We start from the raw sequence: 18,065 nt of genomic DNA, 5'->3' as shown, positions 1-18,065 counted from the left end.
CATGAAATACGGTATTCTGATGTGACAAAACCTGAATCCTGGTCGTTAAAGTGTTTGTTTGCACTCATATTTTAACTGTTAGGACTCAGGTTTTTTTATTTAAAGCAAACTATGGGACAGCAGTGGCATCAAGCCCTTTTTTTATGCTCTGTTTTTATGAGCAGGTATAGCGAATCACACGTACAGTGGTAGGGCGGGCTTCTAATGCCTCTCGGGCACCCGGATTTTCACTGTTATATAAATCAGGTGTATTACTCAAACTGATCTGGGTGCGACTATCCCCGAGTTGACGGCCATACTGAACCTGTTCAGGAGTTGGGTTAACTATTTCCTGACTATTAATAATCTGGATATTATAGCTTTTAGAGGTTCCAAGGACTTGTCTGCAAGCAGCCTGTAATCTGTTCTCATCCTGACTTGGTCGTCCAGCTAATGTATAGCTTAAGGTTGCAGAATTTTCTGAACGTTCCAGAATTTCATAACCGGTCTGACCGTTAAATTGTTGAGGTGCCGTCTGACATGCTGTCAGGCCTAAAGTGCCGATAGTTAAACCGAGTAAAAAAACTGTTTTTTTCATCATGATGATTTCCTGTATTTTTATCAGACAAGTATGCCATAGCAACGAAATAGCGGAATGGCAGTAAACATAAAATTCCAATAAAAAAGCTTTCCGAATGTTTCCATCCGGAAAGCTCCTAAAGCAATACAGTTACTTAGTCATCAGTAATCATGCTGTGCTTTTTAGTGTCTTTCATAAAGACATAAGTGAGCAGCGACAGGCCAATCATAAAAGTAATGTAATAGAAGAAGTAGTTTTCATGGCCGGCATTTTTAAAGCTTAAAGCCACCAGTTCTGCTGTACCCCCAAATAGTGTATTGGCAATCGCATAAGGCAAAGCTACGCCTAAGGCACGGATATGGGCAGGGAATAGCTCAGCTTTCACTACGGCATTAATCGCTGTGTAACCAGTCACAATCACCATACCACTCATACATAACATGAATGCGGTTGTTGGGTTGGTAGTTGAGCCTAAGCCATTAAAGATAGGAATGGTAAATAGTACACCAAGCACACCAAAAGCAATCATGATTGGCTTACGGCCGATCTTGTCAGAAAGTGCACCAATCACAGGTTGCAAGAGCATGAATACAAAGATCGCAAGAGTCGTGATTTCAGTCGCTGTGGTTTTTTCAAATCCTGAGGTGTTCACCAGATATTTCTGCAAATAAGTAGTGAAAGTATTGAAAGCTAAAGTACCACCTGCAGTTAGCATGATCACGGTAAATGCCTGTTTAGGATATTTAGTGAATAAAGCTAAGGCACCGGATTTAGGGCCACCTTTTTTCGCCTGTTCAACAGCCTGTTTTGAAGATTGCGTTTCTACCAGACCGCGACGGATCCAGAACACCACAATCGCTAAGAATGCACCAATCAGGAAGGGAATACGCCAGCCCCATTCAGTGAGTTGTGCTTCAGTCAAAGTGCGTTGTAGGAAGATCAAGACACAGAGTGCCAATAGTTGACCTGAGATCAGGGTCACATACTGGAAGCTTGAGTAGAAACCACGATGATTTTTACCTGCCATTTCAGTCAAGTAAGTGGCACTTGAACCGTATTCACCACCTACACTCAAACCTTGTAACAAACGAGCAAATAACAGCAGCGCAGGGGCGAGCATGCCCACTGAATCATAGGTGGGTGCACAGGCAATAATCAAGGAACCTACACACATTAGAGAAACGGATAGGGTCAAACCTGCTTTACGACCTTTGCGGTCAGCGTAAATTCCCATAATCCATGCGCCAATCGGACGCATCAAGAAACCAAGTGCGAATACAGCAGCAGCCTGAAGAAGTTTGACGGTATTGTCGCCATCAGGGAAGAACTGTGAAGCGAAATATAAGGTAAAGGCTGCATAAACATACCAGTCGTACCATTCGACCAGGTTACCTGCAGAACCACCGAGAATAGATTTAACCCGTGTTTTACGGTCAAGCTGCGGTGTAGCAGCTTCAGGAAGTGGCTGATTCACAACATTGCTCCAAAGGAATGCTGTAAAACACATCTTTTTTAAATTTTCATTGCTATAAAATCTAAAAAGTTATGTTTTAGTGAGAGAGAAAGTGAGGAGATTTCATATACTTATACGCCTCCAAGATTTCTCTTTTTATAGGACTTTAGTCTTAATAAATAATGTAGTTTTCAAATATTTTTATAAAACATAAATTTACCATTTGTTTAGAGTAATTGCTTGATTTTTATATTAGATTAACTGGTTAAATGCTGTTCTTTAAGGGGATTAATGAATAGTAAAGGTAGTTTTTATTTAGATGTAAAATAGATTAAAAAATTGGCTTTAACCTTATCTTAAGATAATAAAAAAGGCCGCTTACGCGACCTTTTTAAAATTAAATCAGCAATTAAGCAGATTTAACCGCTTCAAGAAGTTCAGCTTGGCGTTTTTTCAACGCTTCTGGCAGACGATCACCTAATTTGTTGAACAATTCAGTGTGGCTTTCAAGTTCTTTGATCCATTGATCTTTGTCTTGAGAAGTTACCAGGTCAAATTGTTCTTTAGTGAAATCAGAACCAGTCCAGTTTAGCTGTTCGTAAGTAGGTACACGGCCGATTGGAGTTTCAACAGCATCAGCACGACCTTCACAACGATCGATGATCCACTCAAGAACACGCATGTTTTGACCGAAACCAGGCCATACGAAGTTACCTTCAGCATCACGACGGAACCAGTTCACGTTGTAGATACCAGGAAGCTTGTTACCAGCAGCAGCAGCTTTCTCGCCAACTTTCTCACCCATTTCTAACCAGTGAGTGAAGTAGTCAGCCATGTTGTAGCCAGCAAATGGAAGCATCGCAAATGGGTCGCGACGAACGATACCTTGTTGACCAACAGCAGCAGCAGTTGTTTCAGAACCCATGGTTGCAGCTTTATAAACACCATCAACCCAGTCAAATGCTTCTGAAATCAGAGGTACTGTGTCTGCACGGCGACCACCGAAGATGAACGCAGAAATTGGAACACCTGCTGGATTTTCCCAATCCGCATCGATAGAAGGGCATTGACCAGCAGAAACTGTGAAACGAGCGTTCGGATGAGCCGCTTTTTCTTCGCCAGTGTGTGGTTGACCTTTCCAGTTAGTCAGATTCGCAGGTGCTTCTTTAGTCAGACCTTCCCACCAAACTTCACCGTTGTCAGTCACAGCAACGTTTGTATAGATTACGTCTTTATGAAGAGTTGCCATACAGTTCGGGTTAGTTTTGGTATTTGTACCAGGAGCTACACCGAAGAAACCAGCTTCAGGGTTGATTGCATATAAGCGACCATCTTCACCTGGTTTGATCCAGGCAATATCGTCACCTACAGTTTCAATTTTCCAACCTTCATAACCTGCTGGTGGAATCAGCATCGCGAAGTTTGTTTTACCACAAGCAGATGGGAATGCAGCTGCGATGTAGTGTTTTTCGCCTTTAGGGCTAGTCACGCCAAGGATTAGCATATGTTCAGCTAACCAGCCTTGTTGACGACCCATATAAGATGCAATACGTAAAGCCAGGCATTTTTTACCTAACAATGCGTTACCGCCGTAACCAGAACCAAATGACCAGATTTCACGAGTTTCTGGGTAGTGCACGATGTATTTTTCTTTGTTGCAAGGCCAAGCAACATCTTTTTGACCTTCTTCAAGTGGTGCACCCACAGTGTGTACGCAAGGGACAAATTCGCCATCTGTACCTAGAACGTCATAAACAGCTTTACCCATACGAGCCATTTTAGACATGCTGACTGCCACATAAGGAGAGTCAGTTAATTCGATACCGATGTGCGCAATGTGTGAACCCAAAGGACCCATAGAGAATGGAACCACATACAGGGTACGACCTTTCATTGAACCGTCAAACAGACCATTCAATTTTTCGCGCATAACTGCTGGATCTTCCCAGTTATTGGTCGCGCCAGCGTCTTCTTTATTTGCAGAACAGATAAAAGTACGGTCTTCAACACGAGCAACGTCAGAAGGATCAGAATTTGCAAGATAAGAACCAGGATGTTTCTCTTGGTTAAGCGCTTGCATTGTGCCGTTAGCGATCATCAAGTCGATATAACGTTGATATTCTTCTGCGCTACCGTCACACCATTCAATTTTTGCTGGTTTTGTTAATTTAGCAATTTCTTCCACCCATGCAATAAGCTTAGGGTGACGAACGAATTCTGGTGCGTTCACTTGGGTCATGGTGAGGCCTATCTCAAATGTGTACAAAATTTTGTACAAAGTACAATCTGGTCAATAAAATACTGGCCAGATGAAATATGAAAAAAAGTGGCTGTATTAAAGCATAAAATCATCAAAAAAATAAGACTAAAGAAGTGCTGGATTTTATTTGGAATATTATGCTATTTTCTGTTTAAATTTATATAAAACAATAAGATATAAATAAATTCAAAATCTTAAATATATATTTATTAACTTTATATGTGGTATTTATTTTAATTATTTTTATTTAAATCAAATGTTTAATTAAAATTGTTCAGTTATATTTGTTATTGATTAAATAAATGGTCGCCATTCGAATTTTACATAAAGCAACTATTAATTGTTTATGAATTGGACAAAATGCCAATAGGTGTGCATCAATCTGTGTAAAAAATGTCTAATCAATCTAAACCCTTATCCATTATTTATAATCATAATTCTGGTTTTCGTCTATTCGACCAACAAGAAAAATATGAGCAATTACTAGATATTTTTGCAGCGCATGATTTTGAGACTAAAGCTTTTGAAATCAACGATCCAGAACAGTTCAAAAAAGTCATTGCTGAAGTGCTGCAACGGCATCAACAATCGCCAGATCATGGTGTGATCGTGGCGGCTGGAGGAGATGGAACGCTCAATTCAGTCGCCAAACACCTGCTTGAAACTGATATTCCAGTAGGAATATTGCCTCTAGGTACTTTTAACTATGCGGCAAGATTGCTGGATATTCCCTTAGATTTGGTTGAAGCCGCACAAGTCATTGCAACGGGTCAAACCAAATGTATCCATGTAGCGCGTATTAATCAGGAAATCTACCTGAACAATGCTAGTCTGGGCTTATATCCTTTATTTATTAAAAAACGTGAAGACTATAATCGCATATTTGGCCGTCTCCCTTTACATGCCTATACCTCAGCACTCGATGTGTTGATTCGTGACCGTAAAGAATTAAAACTAGAAATCTGGGTAGACCAAAAGAAATATCCGGTCAAAACTCCACTGATTTTCTTTGGTAATAATCCACTTCAATTGGCTGATATGAAAATGCGGATTGCCCAAGCAGCTGAGCAAGGGAAGGTGGCTGGGGTTGTAGTTTCCAAAAGTGACAAGCTGACGTTATTCAAGCTGGTATATCAGTTAATTCGGGGCAAAATTGATGAAGCCTCCGATGTCTATAGTTTTGCTGCAGATCAGGTGCGAATTGAGTCTAAACGCAAAAAATTAATGGTGGCTATAGATGGGGAAACGGTAGAAATGACACCACCGTTAAATATTTCAGTTTTAAAAAATAGTTTAAGTGTAATGGTGCCGCATGATTCTGCATCTCTCTGATCTACATTTTGGTACAGAAAAACCTGAATGTTTGGAAGCCATCCAGCAATTTTGTCGGGATCATCCATTGGAAGCGGTGGTAGTCAGCGGTGACCTCACCCAGCGAGCACGTTTGGGACAATTTTTTGCCTGTAAACGGTTTCTGGATCAGTTAAATACGCCTTATCTTGTGATACCAGGGAATCATGACATTCCGCTTTATCATTTATGGAATCGGTTATTTACTCCATTTACCCGTTATCAATTATTTTTTGGTGAACTGGAGCCTGTTTTAGAAACCGAACATTTTTATCTGATCGGGGTAAATTCGATTAGACGTCGATATCATACTAAAGGCCATTTATCACTTGAGCAGATTCAAAGGATTGACCTAAAACTACAGCAGGCGCCTGCTTCCAAAATCAAGATTATTGTCAGTCATCAACCTTTTTATGTGCCATTTCAGAATAGGCGGGGGTTTAAGGATATTCCCCTGATGGCTAAAATTGCATTGGAGTCCTGGTCGCAGCATGGTCTGTTTGCTGTATTGCATGGGCATTTGCATCGTACCGCAGTCTATGATTTGAACCGTATATTCGAATTAGGGGGAGATCATCCGGTTTATGATGTTCATGCCGGGACTTCTGCGTCGCATCGACTTCATAAGAATCAGCCAAATAGCTTTAATGCAATTGATGCAACAGGAAAAATTACGCAATATTGTTTTGATGAACAGTTAAAAACCTTTGTTTCACAGCCTGACCCCATAAATAAATAGACAAAAAATACGCAATCCATCAAAAAATTAAAAAAAAACCAATTTTTTTTCATTTTTGCCCTTGAAGCGTTTTATTCCATCTCCATAAAAAGGACATCAAAAAATTTTGATGATGACCAATGGAATAAATAAGTCGTCATCGGTGATCTAAAAAAGACTTAGTCTGATGGAGTTATTTATGAGCAACATTCGTCCATTACATGACCGCGTTGTTATTCGTCGTGTTGAAGAAGAAACAAAAACAGCTGGGGGCATCTTACTTCCAGGTTCTGCTGCTGAAAAACCTGCACAAGGTGAAATCATTGCAGTTGGTAATGGTCAAATCACTGACAATGGCGTACGCGCGTTAGATGTAAAAGTTGGCGACAAAGTATTGTTCGGTACTTATGCAGGTACAACTGTAAAAGTAAACGGCGAAGAACTTTTAATCATGAAAGAGTCTGACATTCTGGCAGTATTAGAAGCTTAATCTGCGCCAGATCGTTTTACTCATTCCAATTCAGATTTTGTAAAGATATAACAATATTCGGAGTCAAATATGTCAGCTAAAGACGTAAAATTTGGTGATTCAGCTCGTTCAAAAATGATCGCTGGTGTGAACATCCTTGCAGATGCGGTGAAAGTGACTTTAGGCCCTAAAGGCCGTAACGTTGTAATCGACCGTTCTTTCGGTGCACCGCACATCACTAAAGATGGTGTATCTGTTGCGAAAGAAATTACCCTGAAAGACAAATTCGAAAACATGGGTGCGCAACTGGTTCGTGAAGTTTCTTCAAAAACCAATGATATCGCAGGTGACGGTACAACAACTGCAACTGTATTGGCTCAAGCAATCCTGAACGAAGGGATCAAGTCAGTAACTGCGGGTATGAACCCAATGGATCTGAAACGCGGTATCGACCTTGCAGTGAAAACTGTTGTTGAAAATATTAAACAAACTGCAAAACCAGCTTCTGATTCTAAAGCGATTGAGCAAGTCGGTTCGATTTCTGCAAACTCTGACACCACTGTTGGTTCTCTGATTGCACAAGCAATGGAGAAAGTGGGCAAAGAAGGCGTAATCACTGTTGAAGAAGGTTCAGGCTTCGAAGATTCGCTTGATGTTGTAGAAGGTATGCAGTTTGACCGTGGTTATATTTCTCCATACTTCGCAAACAAGCAAGATACTTTAACTGCTGAACTTGAAAACCCATACATCTTGTTGGTTGACAAGAAAATCAGCAACATCCGTGAATTGATCACTGTTCTAGAAGCTGTTGCGAAAACTGGTAAGCCTCTTCTTATCATCGCTGAAGATGTTGAAGGCGAAGCGCTTGCAACTCTTGTTGTAAACAACATGCGCGGCATTATCAAAGTATGTGCTGTTAAAGCTCCTGGCTTCGGTGACCGTCGTAAAGCAATGCTTCAAGATATCGCGATCCTGACTGGCGGTACTGTGATTTCTGAAGAAATCGGTATGCAGTTAGATCAAACTTCACTAGAACACTTAGGTACTGCCCACAAAGTAACTGTATCTAAAGAAAATACAGTGATTGTTGATGGTGCTGGTGATGCAAATCAGATTTCTGAACGTGTACAACAAATCCGTGCACAAATCGAAGAATCTACTTCTGAATATGACAAAGAAAAACTTCAAGAACGCGTTGCTAAACTAGCAGGCGGTGTAGCAGTGATTAAAATCGGTGCTGCAACTGAAGTTGAAATGAAAGAGAAGAAAGACCGTGTAGACGATGCACTTCACGCAACTCGTGCTGCAGTTGAAGAAGGTGTTGTTGCAGGTGGTGGTGTTGCACTGGTACGTGCTGCATCTGCACTTGATGGTTTAACTGGTGCAAACGATGACCAAAACGTTGGTATTAATATCCTTCGTCGTGCAATCGAAGCTCCTCTTCGTCAAATCGTAGCCAATGCTGGTGATGAGCCATCTGTAGTGATCAATGCTGTGAAGAACGGTGAAGGTAACTATGGCTATAACGCTGCGACAGGCGAATACGGTGACATGCTGGAAATGGGTATCTTGGATCCTGCGAAAGTAACTCGTTCTGCACTTGAGCATGCAGCTTCTGTTGCTGGCTTGATGTTGACAACTGAATGTATGATCACTGAAATCCCAGAAGAAAAACCAGCTATGCCTGATATGGGTGGCATGGGTGGTATGGGCGGTATGATGTAATTCATCGTTCGATCATATGATGTAAAAAATCCCCGCATTTGCGGGGATTTTTTATTAAGTTAGAAAATGATTAAGGTGATTTTTTAACTAATTTATAATTCAGATTACTCTGTATTTCCTTACCTGTTTCTATATCACGAACTTCAACGAAATTATCACCTACATAAAACTTCCTGTTTTCAGCTTTTCCATCTAGGACGATAATAGAAGGTTGTTGAGAATCGAAAGTGAAGCTACCTTTGGTCTCAGTTTCATTATTTCCAGTTTTACCTAAATATTCCTCACTCAATTCATAAGTTTTGTCAGGATTAAGATCTAGTTCAACTTTAATCCCTTCGCAGTCAGCACACGGGAAAACACCCTCATATTCGCCTGCCCAGTTTGAGTTGACAGTAGCATTACTGGTCATCTCAGTACTCATATTGCTTTGACTATTTGTAGTCTCTGTAGTAACAGGAGCATTTGTGGTATTAGATTGAGTATCTTCTACACTGGCTATATCGCGGTCATTCTGTTTAGAACATGCACTTAAACTAGTAACCGTTACTACCAGTAAAGCAGGCCATAGTATTTTTTTCATTGAAGATCATCCTCTTGTTCTTCTGTTCTAAGATTTACATTAGAAGTATGAGCTATCAATATACAGAGAGATCTTGTTAAAAATTGATTCGTTAAGTGAAACGGATTAAATATATGTAGATGAGAAACTAAGATAATTAAAATACAAAATAAGCGATTGGTTTTCTTTAGTTTTATTTTATAAACCTTAAGGTTATGATTTGATAGAAATAATTATTAAAAAGAGCGGTTATGAAAGCAGAACGGGAAAATAATATCATCGCGAAAATTTATGATGCTGCTTTATTGCCTGCTTTATGGCTGGAGGTCATTCAGGATATTGTGCAATATACCCAGAGTCATAGTGCAATTTTTACCGGCCTTGATCAATTCAATCCTGCCTATGACTTTGTTTATACCTACAATATCCCGGAAGAAAGTCTGGCTGCTTATCAGGATGAACGGATTCGGGTCATTGACATGAAGCTGCACATGCCTCTATGGAATGAAATTGATATGGGGGAGGCGCTTAATCAGGACTGCCGTCATTATGCAGATCAACCTGGAACAGAGCGGTATATCTTTTATGAAAAATGCCTTAAGCCTACAGGGATAGGATATATGGCGGGAGTATTACTTGACAGAGGAAATTATCGTTGGGCAGTCATGGGATTACATCGTGCTCCGCAAACCCAAGGATTTGAAGCAGCTGAACTGAATTTTCTCAAACGGATCGGCATACATTTGCGTCGCTCTTTACAGATTCATCGGCAAATCAGTTTAGTACAACAAGATAATATCAGCTTATATACCGTATTAGACTGTTTAAAAATCGGTATTATTTTGCTGGATCAGGACCTCAAGTTATCTTATTCAAATCCACTAGCACAAAGCATAATTGAAGCCTCCACATGTCTGGAAATGGATATGCATAACCGTCTAAAAACACCGGTAGGTAATCAGGAGCGTCTGGAAAGATTGCTATCCAGTGCTTTGCTGGAAGATACCAATATGTCGAGTGAAATAGGTGGGGTCTTGGCTGTGCAGGATTCTAAAGGACAGCAATTGATGCTCACTGTTGTGCCTTTTAAAAGATTGAGGAAAATGCAGCAATTTTCTGAAGCTCAGCATCAGATTGCCGTATTTATGACAGACAAAAATCGGCATTATTCATTATCCAGAGCTTATTTACAGCAAGCATATCAACTGTCGAAACGTGAATTTGATTTGTGTGAGCTTTTAATCAATGGCTACAAATTAGAAGAAATTGCGACAAAATGTGGGATCACTTTAAGTTCAGTACGAACTTATTTTAAGAATATTTATGAAAAAACTGACTGCACTTCACAAATTGAGCTAATGCACTTATTAATGGGATGTACGATTCATTTTGAACATATTAATTAAACCTACCTAAAGATAATTCTTTAGGTAGGCTGTGCTCATTATCTAACGCGCTGTAATGTTACAGGACCTTCACCTTGTGGATGCAAGATCAGAGTTTCAGCCGATACATTGATGTTTGCAATGGTCTTGCTGCCATCGGAACTGTCTTGTAATCCGCCACATTCATTGGTATCGAATAAAACTTCAGTGGTTGTGAGTGTATTACCTGAAAGAGTAAATTTGCCATATTCAATTCCAGGCCAGCCACAATCATCTCCGCCTTCAGTGTCCAGGAAGAAATAATAGTTTGTGTCAAAGAAGGCAAATAAATGGGTGTCACTAAATCTCCAAGCACCTACCAGACCATTAGCAGACTGTTTGACGCGGCTTAAACGGTATTCGGTATTGATCCCAGGTTCTGTCAGAATTAAGGTCGTGCCATCATAGTTTAAGGTATAAGGTTTGCCTTCTGCAGGATTTGAGAGTCCCCATTCACCATTACTGTCTTGAATAATGCGCGGTGAAATCACGCTTGTAGTTGCGTTCCAGTTTAACTCTCCAGTTTCAATGCCAGGCGTTACATCACCGTCAGCAGCTTCTGCTTGACCTAAGGCATAACGGCCGTCTTCTAAAATATGGATCAGTACAGCGCTGTTTGCATTACGGCCAATTTCCCAAGTACCGGCGATGTCTTTATAGAAAGTTGACTGGAAGTTCTCTGCAGCTTTTTCAGGTGTAATCAATTTTTCTGTGGTAACTACGCCTGTTGATACCACATCTGTAGCAAATGCTGTAGGGGCCTTAGAAAAATCTAAACTTTGATTCAGAAGAGCATTAGCAGCTTCAGTACTGATACTAATCCCATTGTCATGATTACTATCTGTATCTAAAGACTGTAAAAACACCATCAGGTTGGTACGTGCATTTTCAGTTTGTGCTAAATCTAAAGGCGTAACACGTTCTTTAGCTTCAATTTCTTAACCTAGTTGAACGTCACCAATCAGGAATTTAACCTTTTCTCCGTCATTAAATCTAAATTCGCCTTTTTCATTAGTAACCCCTTCAGCACCACTGCTGGTGATATATGTTACCCCTGAGATAATTCCATCTGTCAGTACACCAGTTTCGCTCCCGACCGGAGCGGTAGGTGGAACAGGTGATGAACCCTCTGTACGATCATTATCTGAACCGCCACATGCTGTAAGTAACCCCGCTAAGGCAAGACAAATTAAAGTCTTTTTCATGAAAATCTTCCTGAAATTTATTATGTCAGCGAAGGATAGAAAGAAAGCTAAAATCGACATATCCTAAAATTAGGATGGAAAAATATATAAATCAGTAAAATAAATTGAACTCACTATTTGCTTAAAAGTGTGAGCTTGCAGTAGGAAGTGAAAGAAGAAATATTAAAATAACAATAAATTGAAAATTCTTCCTAAAATTTAAAAATACAAATATATATTAATTGATGTTTTATTGATCAGGATGCACTATCTATATTCTGTTACATTGTTAGACTGTGGCGAAATTTTGACAATGATTGTGATGTAGCTGTGTTTGAAAATTTAGCTGAGAAAACTTTAAATTTAATGGGCTGGAAAACCGATGATCAATGGCCCAAAGACCTTGATCAATGTGTGATGATTGCAGCGCCACATACCAGTAACTGGGATGCACTATATGCACGTTTGGCCTTAAAGGCATTAAAAGTAAATGTGCGTCTGACCATTAAAGACAGCTATATGAAATTTCCATTTGGGCCTTTTGTACGTGCAATGGGTGGAATTGGTATTGACCGTCGTCCCAAACAACCGGGTGAGCCACGTCCAAGCATGGTTCAGGTCATGACAGGTCTATTTAAAGAGCATCCTAAACTAGTCATGCTGGTTACGCCGGAAGGTACACGTGCCCGTCAGGAACAATGGAAAACTGGTTTTTATCACGTGGCGATCAATGCGGGTGTGCCGATTGCGCTAGCTTATATGGATTATGCAAAAAAAGAAGCGGGTGTTGGTAAAATCATTTATCCAACAGGAAATTATGAACAGGATATGGCTGAGATTATGGCGTTCTATGCCAATATTGAACCTAAATTTCCTGAAAAATTCAGTATTGATCAGCGCTATTTTTAATTTCAGGAAAAAGAAAAGCAGAGGGATAACCTCCGCTTTTCAATAGTATTTATAAAAAAACTTAGTTTTGATTCTCTTCAGATAAAATTCCCCCCAGATTCTGGCAGGCATCTTTATAAAGATTGTATTGCTGTTCTACCACTTCATATAAAGGCAGGTCAAAAAGCTCTTCTCCTTGATGATATTGCTCAATATAAGATTCGACCTTGGTTTTGCTGCTGTATAGCATGTGTTGATAATAATCCGTCATACTACTGTGTGGCATTTGCGCTGTATCAATCTTGGCACAATTGAAGTTTCGCAGAAGCTGTTCTGACTTTTTAAGATCATTGGACATACAACCTGCCAGTAACATGCTACTGAGCAATGCCGTTAGGAGTTTCATAGAAAATAGATGAACTTTGATGGGGAGCGCACTATTGTAGAAGTAAATGCGCTATGCAAAAGTAGTTTTATTCAACAACTGGTCAAAAAATAGAAGAATAAAATTCAGAATCTCATTCTTCCTTGGCGATCTTTAACCTTTAACCAGTCCGCCATCGACAATCAGGTTTTGGCCTGTCACTGCACGTGAATAAGGTGATAAGAACATTAAAATAGCAGACGCAAATTCTTCAGGTGTAATCACGCGACGTAAAGGAGTGGATTGAGCAATCAGGTCAAAGACAAAGTCAGGCGTTGCTTTACTTGCATCTGTAGTTTGCAGTAATCCGCCTGAAAGCATGTTCACATTAATCCCATACTGACCAAGGTCTTGCGCAGTAGTTCGGGTAAAGGCCAATAGTGCCGCTTTCGCAGTCGTATAATCGTGATAAGGAACGACAGGGTTTTGAACCAGGTTAGTCCCAATATTCACGATACGGCCAAAATGTGCCTGTTTCATATCTTCTAGTGCAGCTTGTGTCGTATTTAAACAGGCTTGAACTGCTCCACTAAACTGACGGGACATGCTTTCCCAGGTCAGATCTTCAACTTTAGGTCGCTCATCGCCATTAAACTCAAACTGCACCAGCGCATTATTAATAACGGAATGGATGGCTTCTCCGAAATGGGCCTTGCTGGCAGCGAATAAAGCTTTTACCTGATCAGCCTGTGTTACATCTGCCTGATAGGCAAAGACCTGATCAGGATACTGATTTTGCAAAGCTTCAGCCTGGGTTTTGCTGCTATGGTAATTTACTACCACACGTGCACCTTCCTGAATCAGGAGCTGGGTAATGGCTAGTCCCAATCCACGGGCACCACCAGTCACAAGTACAATTTGATCACGAATTTGCATCGCTTATATCCGCCTGAGAATCATTCGGGCTAACATAACAGTAATAGGGCTGAAAGCAAAGTGATGTAAGGCTCTAGAGCTGCTCTATCGCGCAAATGAGTCAATGCCTTCCTTGATCAGGAGAAAGCTGCCCGAACTGAAGAGTAAGCCTAAGACAATCTGTTTAAAACGTAATTCTGATATTCGATGAAACAGACGTGCGCCTAAAATAGCGGGAATACTTACAGCCAGAATGAGTACCGCCATATAGGGGAGGTGAGTCTGATTTAGGGTCCCTTGCAGTAAATAGGCGGCTAAGGTAAACACCTGTATGGCAAAATTAAAATGACGCAATATATAGCGCTGCTGTTCTTTCGGCAGCTGTTTCAGCATCAGCCAGGCAGATGGCACAGAACCGCAGAATCCCCCTAAACCTCCTAAAATACCACCGATCAAACCAATGCCTACGTCCGCAGTTTTGCCTGAATGCTGAATCAATTTAACCTGTGGATTAAGCAACATCAGTGGACACCAGATCACGAGAAATATACCAAGCAAAATACGAAAAGTACTCGCCTCAACGATATTCAGTAACCAGGTGCCGAGTGGGACACCGATCAGACCAGCAATTAAATAAGGTAGATATAAGGTTCGGTGCAGATGAGGAAGTCTAGGTTCATTGGATAATGAAATGAGGTGACTCCACACCGAGGCAAAAACTACTAAGGGCGCAGCAAGTTGAGGACTTAATCCCCATACCCAGAATGACATGGCAATTAATGCAAAAGCAAAACCGGTAAGTCCCTGTACAAATCCTGCGATAATTGCACCAAGAATAAAGAGTAGCCAGGTCATAAAAATCAGGATATTAGAAAAGTTTGTAGTATTCAAAATATGGCTAGAAAAACCAAGCAGATCCTTAGCTGTATTTATGCGAATCTAAGTGTAAATATGCATAAATGATTTTTATTAAATCCGAGACAAATCCTTTAATTAAGTATGGAAAATGAACAAAATCATACAAGAGTGCAACAATGGCTCCGCGTACTCTTCATGAAATCACTTGATACTAATTGAGGGCGGTATAGAGGTGATGAACATGAAAAAAATGATATTACTGTCATCTGTATTGGCAGTAGCGCTAACAGGCTGTGTGGTTGATCCTTGGGATGAAGGTTATCGCGGTCATCATGATCGTAATGGACATTATGATCGGGATCGTGGTGATAAGGACTGGAAAAAACATAAAGATCATCGTGACTGGAAACGTGACAGAGGCGATCGGGACTGGCGTCGTAATCGTTAACCGTTACCTTCCATTTATAAAAAAGGATTCCTTTAAGGAATCCTTTTTTATTTAAGTATTTAATATAAGTAGGTATTAAGCCGCTTTTTTCTGATACAGTCCTGCGCGTACTGTACCGGCTTTGGTATTTTTAACTAAACGCCATGAACTTGGTAACTTCAATGTACTCAGTTCACGATCGGCTTCTACATAAATAAAACCATCTTCTTTAATCAGTGGATCAGCCTGAGTAGCCAGAGTTTCCCATAGATCCAAACTATAAGGCGGGTCTAGAAAGACCAGATCAAACTTTTGTTTCAGGCTGGTTAATGCTTGTTGTGCTGTCGCAACTTTAAGTTGCGCACGTGCTTTGGTGACTTTGAGTAATTCCAGATTTTGGGTGAGGAATTGTGCCTGAGTACGATCCGGCTCAATCATCATCACTGAAGCTGCACCACGTGATAATGCCTCAAAAGATAAAGCACCTGAACCGGTACACAGATCCAAGACACAGGCATTCTGGACATCCCACATTAGCCAGTTAAATAAAGTTTCACGCACACGGTCAGGTGTAGGACGTAATCCTTCGATATTGGCAAAAGCCAATTGACGGCGTTTCCAGTCACCACCAATAATTCTAAGTTGGTTTTTCATGAATTATTCCTGATCGTCATTGGCTGAAGGGGTAGAGCGAGAAGTTGCAGGTTGCGGATTGTTTGGCTGTGCGTGGGTCGCCTGACCGCCTTCTTGGGTTGGGGTCGCATTCGGATCAGCACTTAACAGATTCGGTCCACTTGGCAATTCGCCCGGTTTAATACCTGCTGTCATGAGACCGCCACTAATTTGATGACCGGCAGGGTGAATCGGATTTTTATCGCGAGACAGTAACCAGTAGTCAAATAACGGTTTAGCCAGTTGCGCAGCAGAACCCCCATGTCGGCCATTTTCCCAGACAACGACTACTGCAATTTCAGGGGCTTCAGCAGGTGCAAAACCAACAAATAGACCATGATCCAGCTGGCGTTCAGTCAGCAGGGCTTCATTATAGCGCTTACCTTGGGCAATACTTTTTACCTGTGCCGTACCGGTTTTACCTGCGATTTGATACATCGGCGTGCGGATTCCGCGACCTGTCCCTGACTGAACCACATCGATCATGGCATCACGCATTTTGATCCAGTCATCTGGTTGACCATTAAAGTCGATTTTACCATTAGGGGCATTATGTACTGTAAAAGGTTTGGCACCTTTACTTTCACGCAGTACGTGAGGCGTAACATGTGAGCCTTGATTTGCTGTAATAGCAGTTGCCATGGCGAGCTGTAATGGTGTGGCGGTAAAGGCACCCTGACCAATACTCACCGAAATGGTTTCACCACGTGACCATTTGGATTTACGGGTACGCATTTTCCATTCAGGACTTGGGTATAGACCAGAGCTTTCACTTGGCAGATCGACACCAGTTTTTTCACCAAAGCCAAACTGGCGCATCCATGTGTTCATTTTTTCAATGCCCATACGGAACGACAAAATGTAGAAGAAGGTATCGCACGAGACCACTTGCGATTTATGCAAGTTGACTACGCCGTGTCCTGACTTTTTCCAGTCGCGGAATTTATGCGAATCGCCCGGAAGTGTGAAATAGCCGGGATCGGAAATTGCTGTATCCCAATCGACCAGGCCATAATGAAGGCCACCCAGGCCAAACATCGGTTTAATGGTCGAACCTGGAGGATAGGCCCCTTGAACAGCACGGTTATAGAGTGGTTGATCTAAACTGTCACGAAGACCTGAATAATCTTTGCTACTAATCCCAGTGACAAATAAATTAGGGTTAAAACTTGGACTGGAAACCAGCGCCAGAATTTCACCTGTACGTGGGTCAATCGCGACAATAGCACCACGACGACCGGCCAGTTGTTCAGTGGCAATGGTTTGTAGACCATAATCTAGTGATAAGTACAGATCATTACCGCGTACCGGCTCTTTACGGCCTAAGTAGCGCAGGACATTACCGAAAGCATCAGCTTCTACCGACTCATTCCCTGGCACACCATGTAAGAGATCTTCATAGTATTTTTCTACCCCTATTTTCCCGATCAGGTTAGACCCGGCATAGAGATCCTTATCAATTTCTTTGAGTTCTTTGTCATTAATACGGCCGACATAACCAATCACATGCGCGAAAAGTTCACCATGCGGATAGTAACGGGTCATCTGCGTTTCAATATTGACGCCCGGAAATAGATATTTCACCTCACTAAAACGGGCAATATCATTTTCATTCAGATTCAGCTTGATCGACACGCGTTCAGTTTTACGCGCCGTCTTGATTCGTGCCTGAAAACGTTCAATATCTTCTTCGGTTAATTCCAGAATTGGTGTAAGACGTTTCAGCGTATCATCAATATCCTGAACATCGGCGCGGCTTAAGGTAGCTGTAAAAACTGGGTAATTGTCGGCAAGCAGAATACCGTTACGATCATAAATATAACCGCGTGCTGGCGCTAAGGGCTGCAGACGAATACGGTTCTGGTCAGAAGCCGTAGAGAAGGTTTCAAAATTAAAAATTTGCAAATAAGCATAGCGGCTGACCAGCAGCAGCATAAAGAAAATCACAATACCTACAGAGATCCAGACCCGACTGCTATAGATGCGCTTTTCTTGTTGTGCATTTTTTAAAGGAAAGTGCTGCTTCATACGCGATCGACTTAAGACCAGAGGGAAAGGAATCAAAGTGGAGTATTCTAGCGCAACTGTACGGGATTTGATAATGGAAAACTGGCTGTAGCAATTCCTGTGTTTAAACTTTGACTTTGCAGACATGAAAATTGTAAAGTGCTGTGTACAAGAGTTTTAATAATTCTGATAAAGTCAAAATTAAATAAAAATAGGACTCTACCAAAAACTAT

At 41.1% G+C, this 18,065-nt stretch carries 16 protein-coding genes and 1 pseudogene; 7 read left to right on the top strand and 10 right to left on the bottom strand.

All coding sequences use genetic code 11. The annotated features are described in order from the left end of the window. Positions 1 to 154: 154 nt before the first annotated feature. From FTV31_RS07450 to FTV31_RS07440, 3 genes are all read right to left on the bottom strand, one after another. Complete coding sequence (locus tag FTV31_RS07450) at positions 155 to 577, bottom strand: hypothetical protein (RefSeq protein WP_034590028.1); 423 nt, start codon at positions 575 to 577, stop codon at positions 155 to 157. A gap of 136 nt (positions 578 to 713) precedes the next feature. Further along, positions 714 to 2,066 carry an MFS transporter gene (locus FTV31_RS07445; RefSeq protein WP_171523054.1) on the bottom strand — a complete coding sequence of 451 codons (1,353 nt, stop codon included), beginning with the start codon at positions 2,064 to 2,066 and terminating at the stop codon, positions 714 to 716. A 355-nt stretch (positions 2,067 to 2,421) separates the two neighbouring features. Beyond that, complete coding sequence (locus tag FTV31_RS07440) at positions 2,422 to 4,251, bottom strand: phosphoenolpyruvate carboxykinase (GTP) (protein ID WP_034706283.1); 1,830 nt, start codon at positions 4,249 to 4,251, stop codon at positions 2,422 to 2,424. A gap of 414 nt (positions 4,252 to 4,665) precedes the next feature. Between FTV31_RS07440 and FTV31_RS07435 the strand changes: the two genes are divergently transcribed. The 4 genes from FTV31_RS07435 to groL all read left to right on the top strand — a co-directional run bounded on the left by FTV31_RS07435 (position 4,666) and on the right by groL (position 8,534). After that, the gene (locus FTV31_RS07435) at positions 4,666 to 5,604 is read left to right on the top strand and encodes a diacylglycerol kinase family protein (protein ID WP_180013980.1); all 939 of its coding nucleotides are present in this window, start codon (positions 4,666 to 4,668) and stop codon (positions 5,602 to 5,604) included. Next, complete coding sequence (locus FTV31_RS07430; RefSeq protein ID WP_180013978.1) at positions 5,585 to 6,361, top strand: metallophosphoesterase; 777 nt, start codon at positions 5,585 to 5,587, stop codon at positions 6,359 to 6,361. The genes FTV31_RS07435 and FTV31_RS07430 overlap by 20 nt, the downstream gene beginning before the upstream one ends. 178 nt (positions 6,362 to 6,539) lie before the next feature. Next, the gene (groES, locus tag FTV31_RS07425) at positions 6,540 to 6,830 is read left to right on the top strand and encodes a co-chaperone GroES (RefSeq protein WP_004646315.1); all 291 of its coding nucleotides are present in this window, start codon (positions 6,540 to 6,542) and stop codon (positions 6,828 to 6,830) included. A gap of 69 nt (positions 6,831 to 6,899) precedes the next feature. After that, a complete protein-coding gene (gene groL, locus FTV31_RS07420; RefSeq protein ID WP_005234685.1) occupies positions 6,900 to 8,534 on the top strand; it encodes a chaperonin GroEL in 1,635 nt (544 codons plus the stop codon). A 70-nt stretch (positions 8,535 to 8,604) separates the two neighbouring features. Here the strand turns inward: groL and FTV31_RS07415 are convergent, their stop codons facing one another. Continuing rightward, positions 8,605 to 9,114, bottom strand: a complete 510-nt coding sequence (locus FTV31_RS07415; protein WP_180013976.1) for a copper resistance protein NlpE — start codon at positions 9,112 to 9,114, stop codon at positions 8,605 to 8,607. Positions 9,115 to 9,344: 230 nt separating this feature from the next. Here FTV31_RS07415 and FTV31_RS07410 point away from each other — a divergent pair, with 230 nt between their 5' ends. After that, on the top strand, positions 9,345 to 10,499 hold the full coding sequence (locus tag FTV31_RS07410; protein ID WP_180013973.1) for a helix-turn-helix transcriptional regulator: 1,155 nt from the start codon (positions 9,345 to 9,347) through the stop codon (positions 10,497 to 10,499). 38 nt (positions 10,500 to 10,537) lie between these two features. Here FTV31_RS07410 and FTV31_RS07405 read toward each other — a convergent pair. Further along, positions 10,538 to 11,722, bottom strand: a pseudogene (locus FTV31_RS07405) (hypothetical protein). A 309-nt stretch (positions 11,723 to 12,031) separates the two neighbouring features. Here FTV31_RS07405 and FTV31_RS07400 point away from each other — a divergent pair. Beyond that, entirely contained in the window at positions 12,032 to 12,610 is a 579-nt protein-coding gene (locus FTV31_RS07400) for a 1-acyl-sn-glycerol-3-phosphate acyltransferase (protein ID WP_180013971.1), read from the top strand. Positions 12,611 to 12,671: 61 nt separating this feature from the next. Here the strand turns inward: FTV31_RS07400 and FTV31_RS07395 are convergent, their stop codons facing one another. The 3 genes from FTV31_RS07395 to FTV31_RS07385 all read right to left on the bottom strand — a co-directional run bounded on the left by FTV31_RS07395 (position 12,672) and on the right by FTV31_RS07385 (position 14,723). After that, the gene (locus FTV31_RS07395; RefSeq protein WP_125278719.1) at positions 12,672 to 12,995 is read right to left on the bottom strand and encodes a hypothetical protein; all 324 of its coding nucleotides are present in this window, start codon (positions 12,993 to 12,995) and stop codon (positions 12,672 to 12,674) included. Positions 12,996 to 13,127: 132 nt separating this feature from the next. Beyond that, positions 13,128 to 13,889, bottom strand: coding sequence for a 3-oxoacyl-ACP reductase (locus FTV31_RS07390; RefSeq protein ID WP_180013969.1), 762 nt, complete (start codon positions 13,887 to 13,889; stop codon positions 13,128 to 13,130). An 84-nt stretch (positions 13,890 to 13,973) separates the two neighbouring features. Next, entirely contained in the window at positions 13,974 to 14,723 is a 750-nt protein-coding gene (locus FTV31_RS07385) for a sulfite exporter TauE/SafE family protein (protein ID WP_180013967.1), read from the bottom strand. Positions 14,724 to 14,967: 244 nt separating this feature from the next. Here FTV31_RS07385 and FTV31_RS07380 point away from each other — a divergent pair, with 244 nt between their 5' ends. Next, positions 14,968 to 15,174 carry a hypothetical protein gene (locus FTV31_RS07380; protein ID WP_004782913.1) on the top strand — a complete coding sequence of 69 codons (207 nt, stop codon included), beginning with the start codon at positions 14,968 to 14,970 and terminating at the stop codon, positions 15,172 to 15,174. Between the two features lie 75 nt (positions 15,175 to 15,249). Here the strand turns inward: FTV31_RS07380 and rsmD are convergent, their stop codons facing one another. Continuing rightward, a complete protein-coding gene (gene rsmD / locus FTV31_RS07375; protein ID WP_180013965.1) occupies positions 15,250 to 15,807 on the bottom strand; it encodes a 16S rRNA (guanine(966)-N(2))-methyltransferase RsmD in 558 nt (185 codons plus the stop codon). Positions 15,808 to 15,810: 3 nt separating this feature from the next. Continuing rightward, positions 15,811 to 17,853: a penicillin-binding protein 2 gene (mrdA, locus tag FTV31_RS07370; RefSeq protein ID WP_180013963.1), complete on the bottom strand. Its 2,043-nt coding sequence runs from the start codon at positions 17,851 to 17,853 to the stop codon at positions 15,811 to 15,813. Positions 17,854 to 18,065 lie beyond the last annotated feature (212 nt).

Origin of the sequence: Acinetobacter sp. YH16031 (assembly GCF_013417335.1) — a bacterium.
Taxonomy (GTDB): Bacteria; Pseudomonadota; Gammaproteobacteria; order Pseudomonadales; family Moraxellaceae; genus Acinetobacter.
The sequence above is the reverse complement of the archived record's forward strand: the minus strand, read 5'-3'. Positions and strand labels throughout refer to the sequence as shown.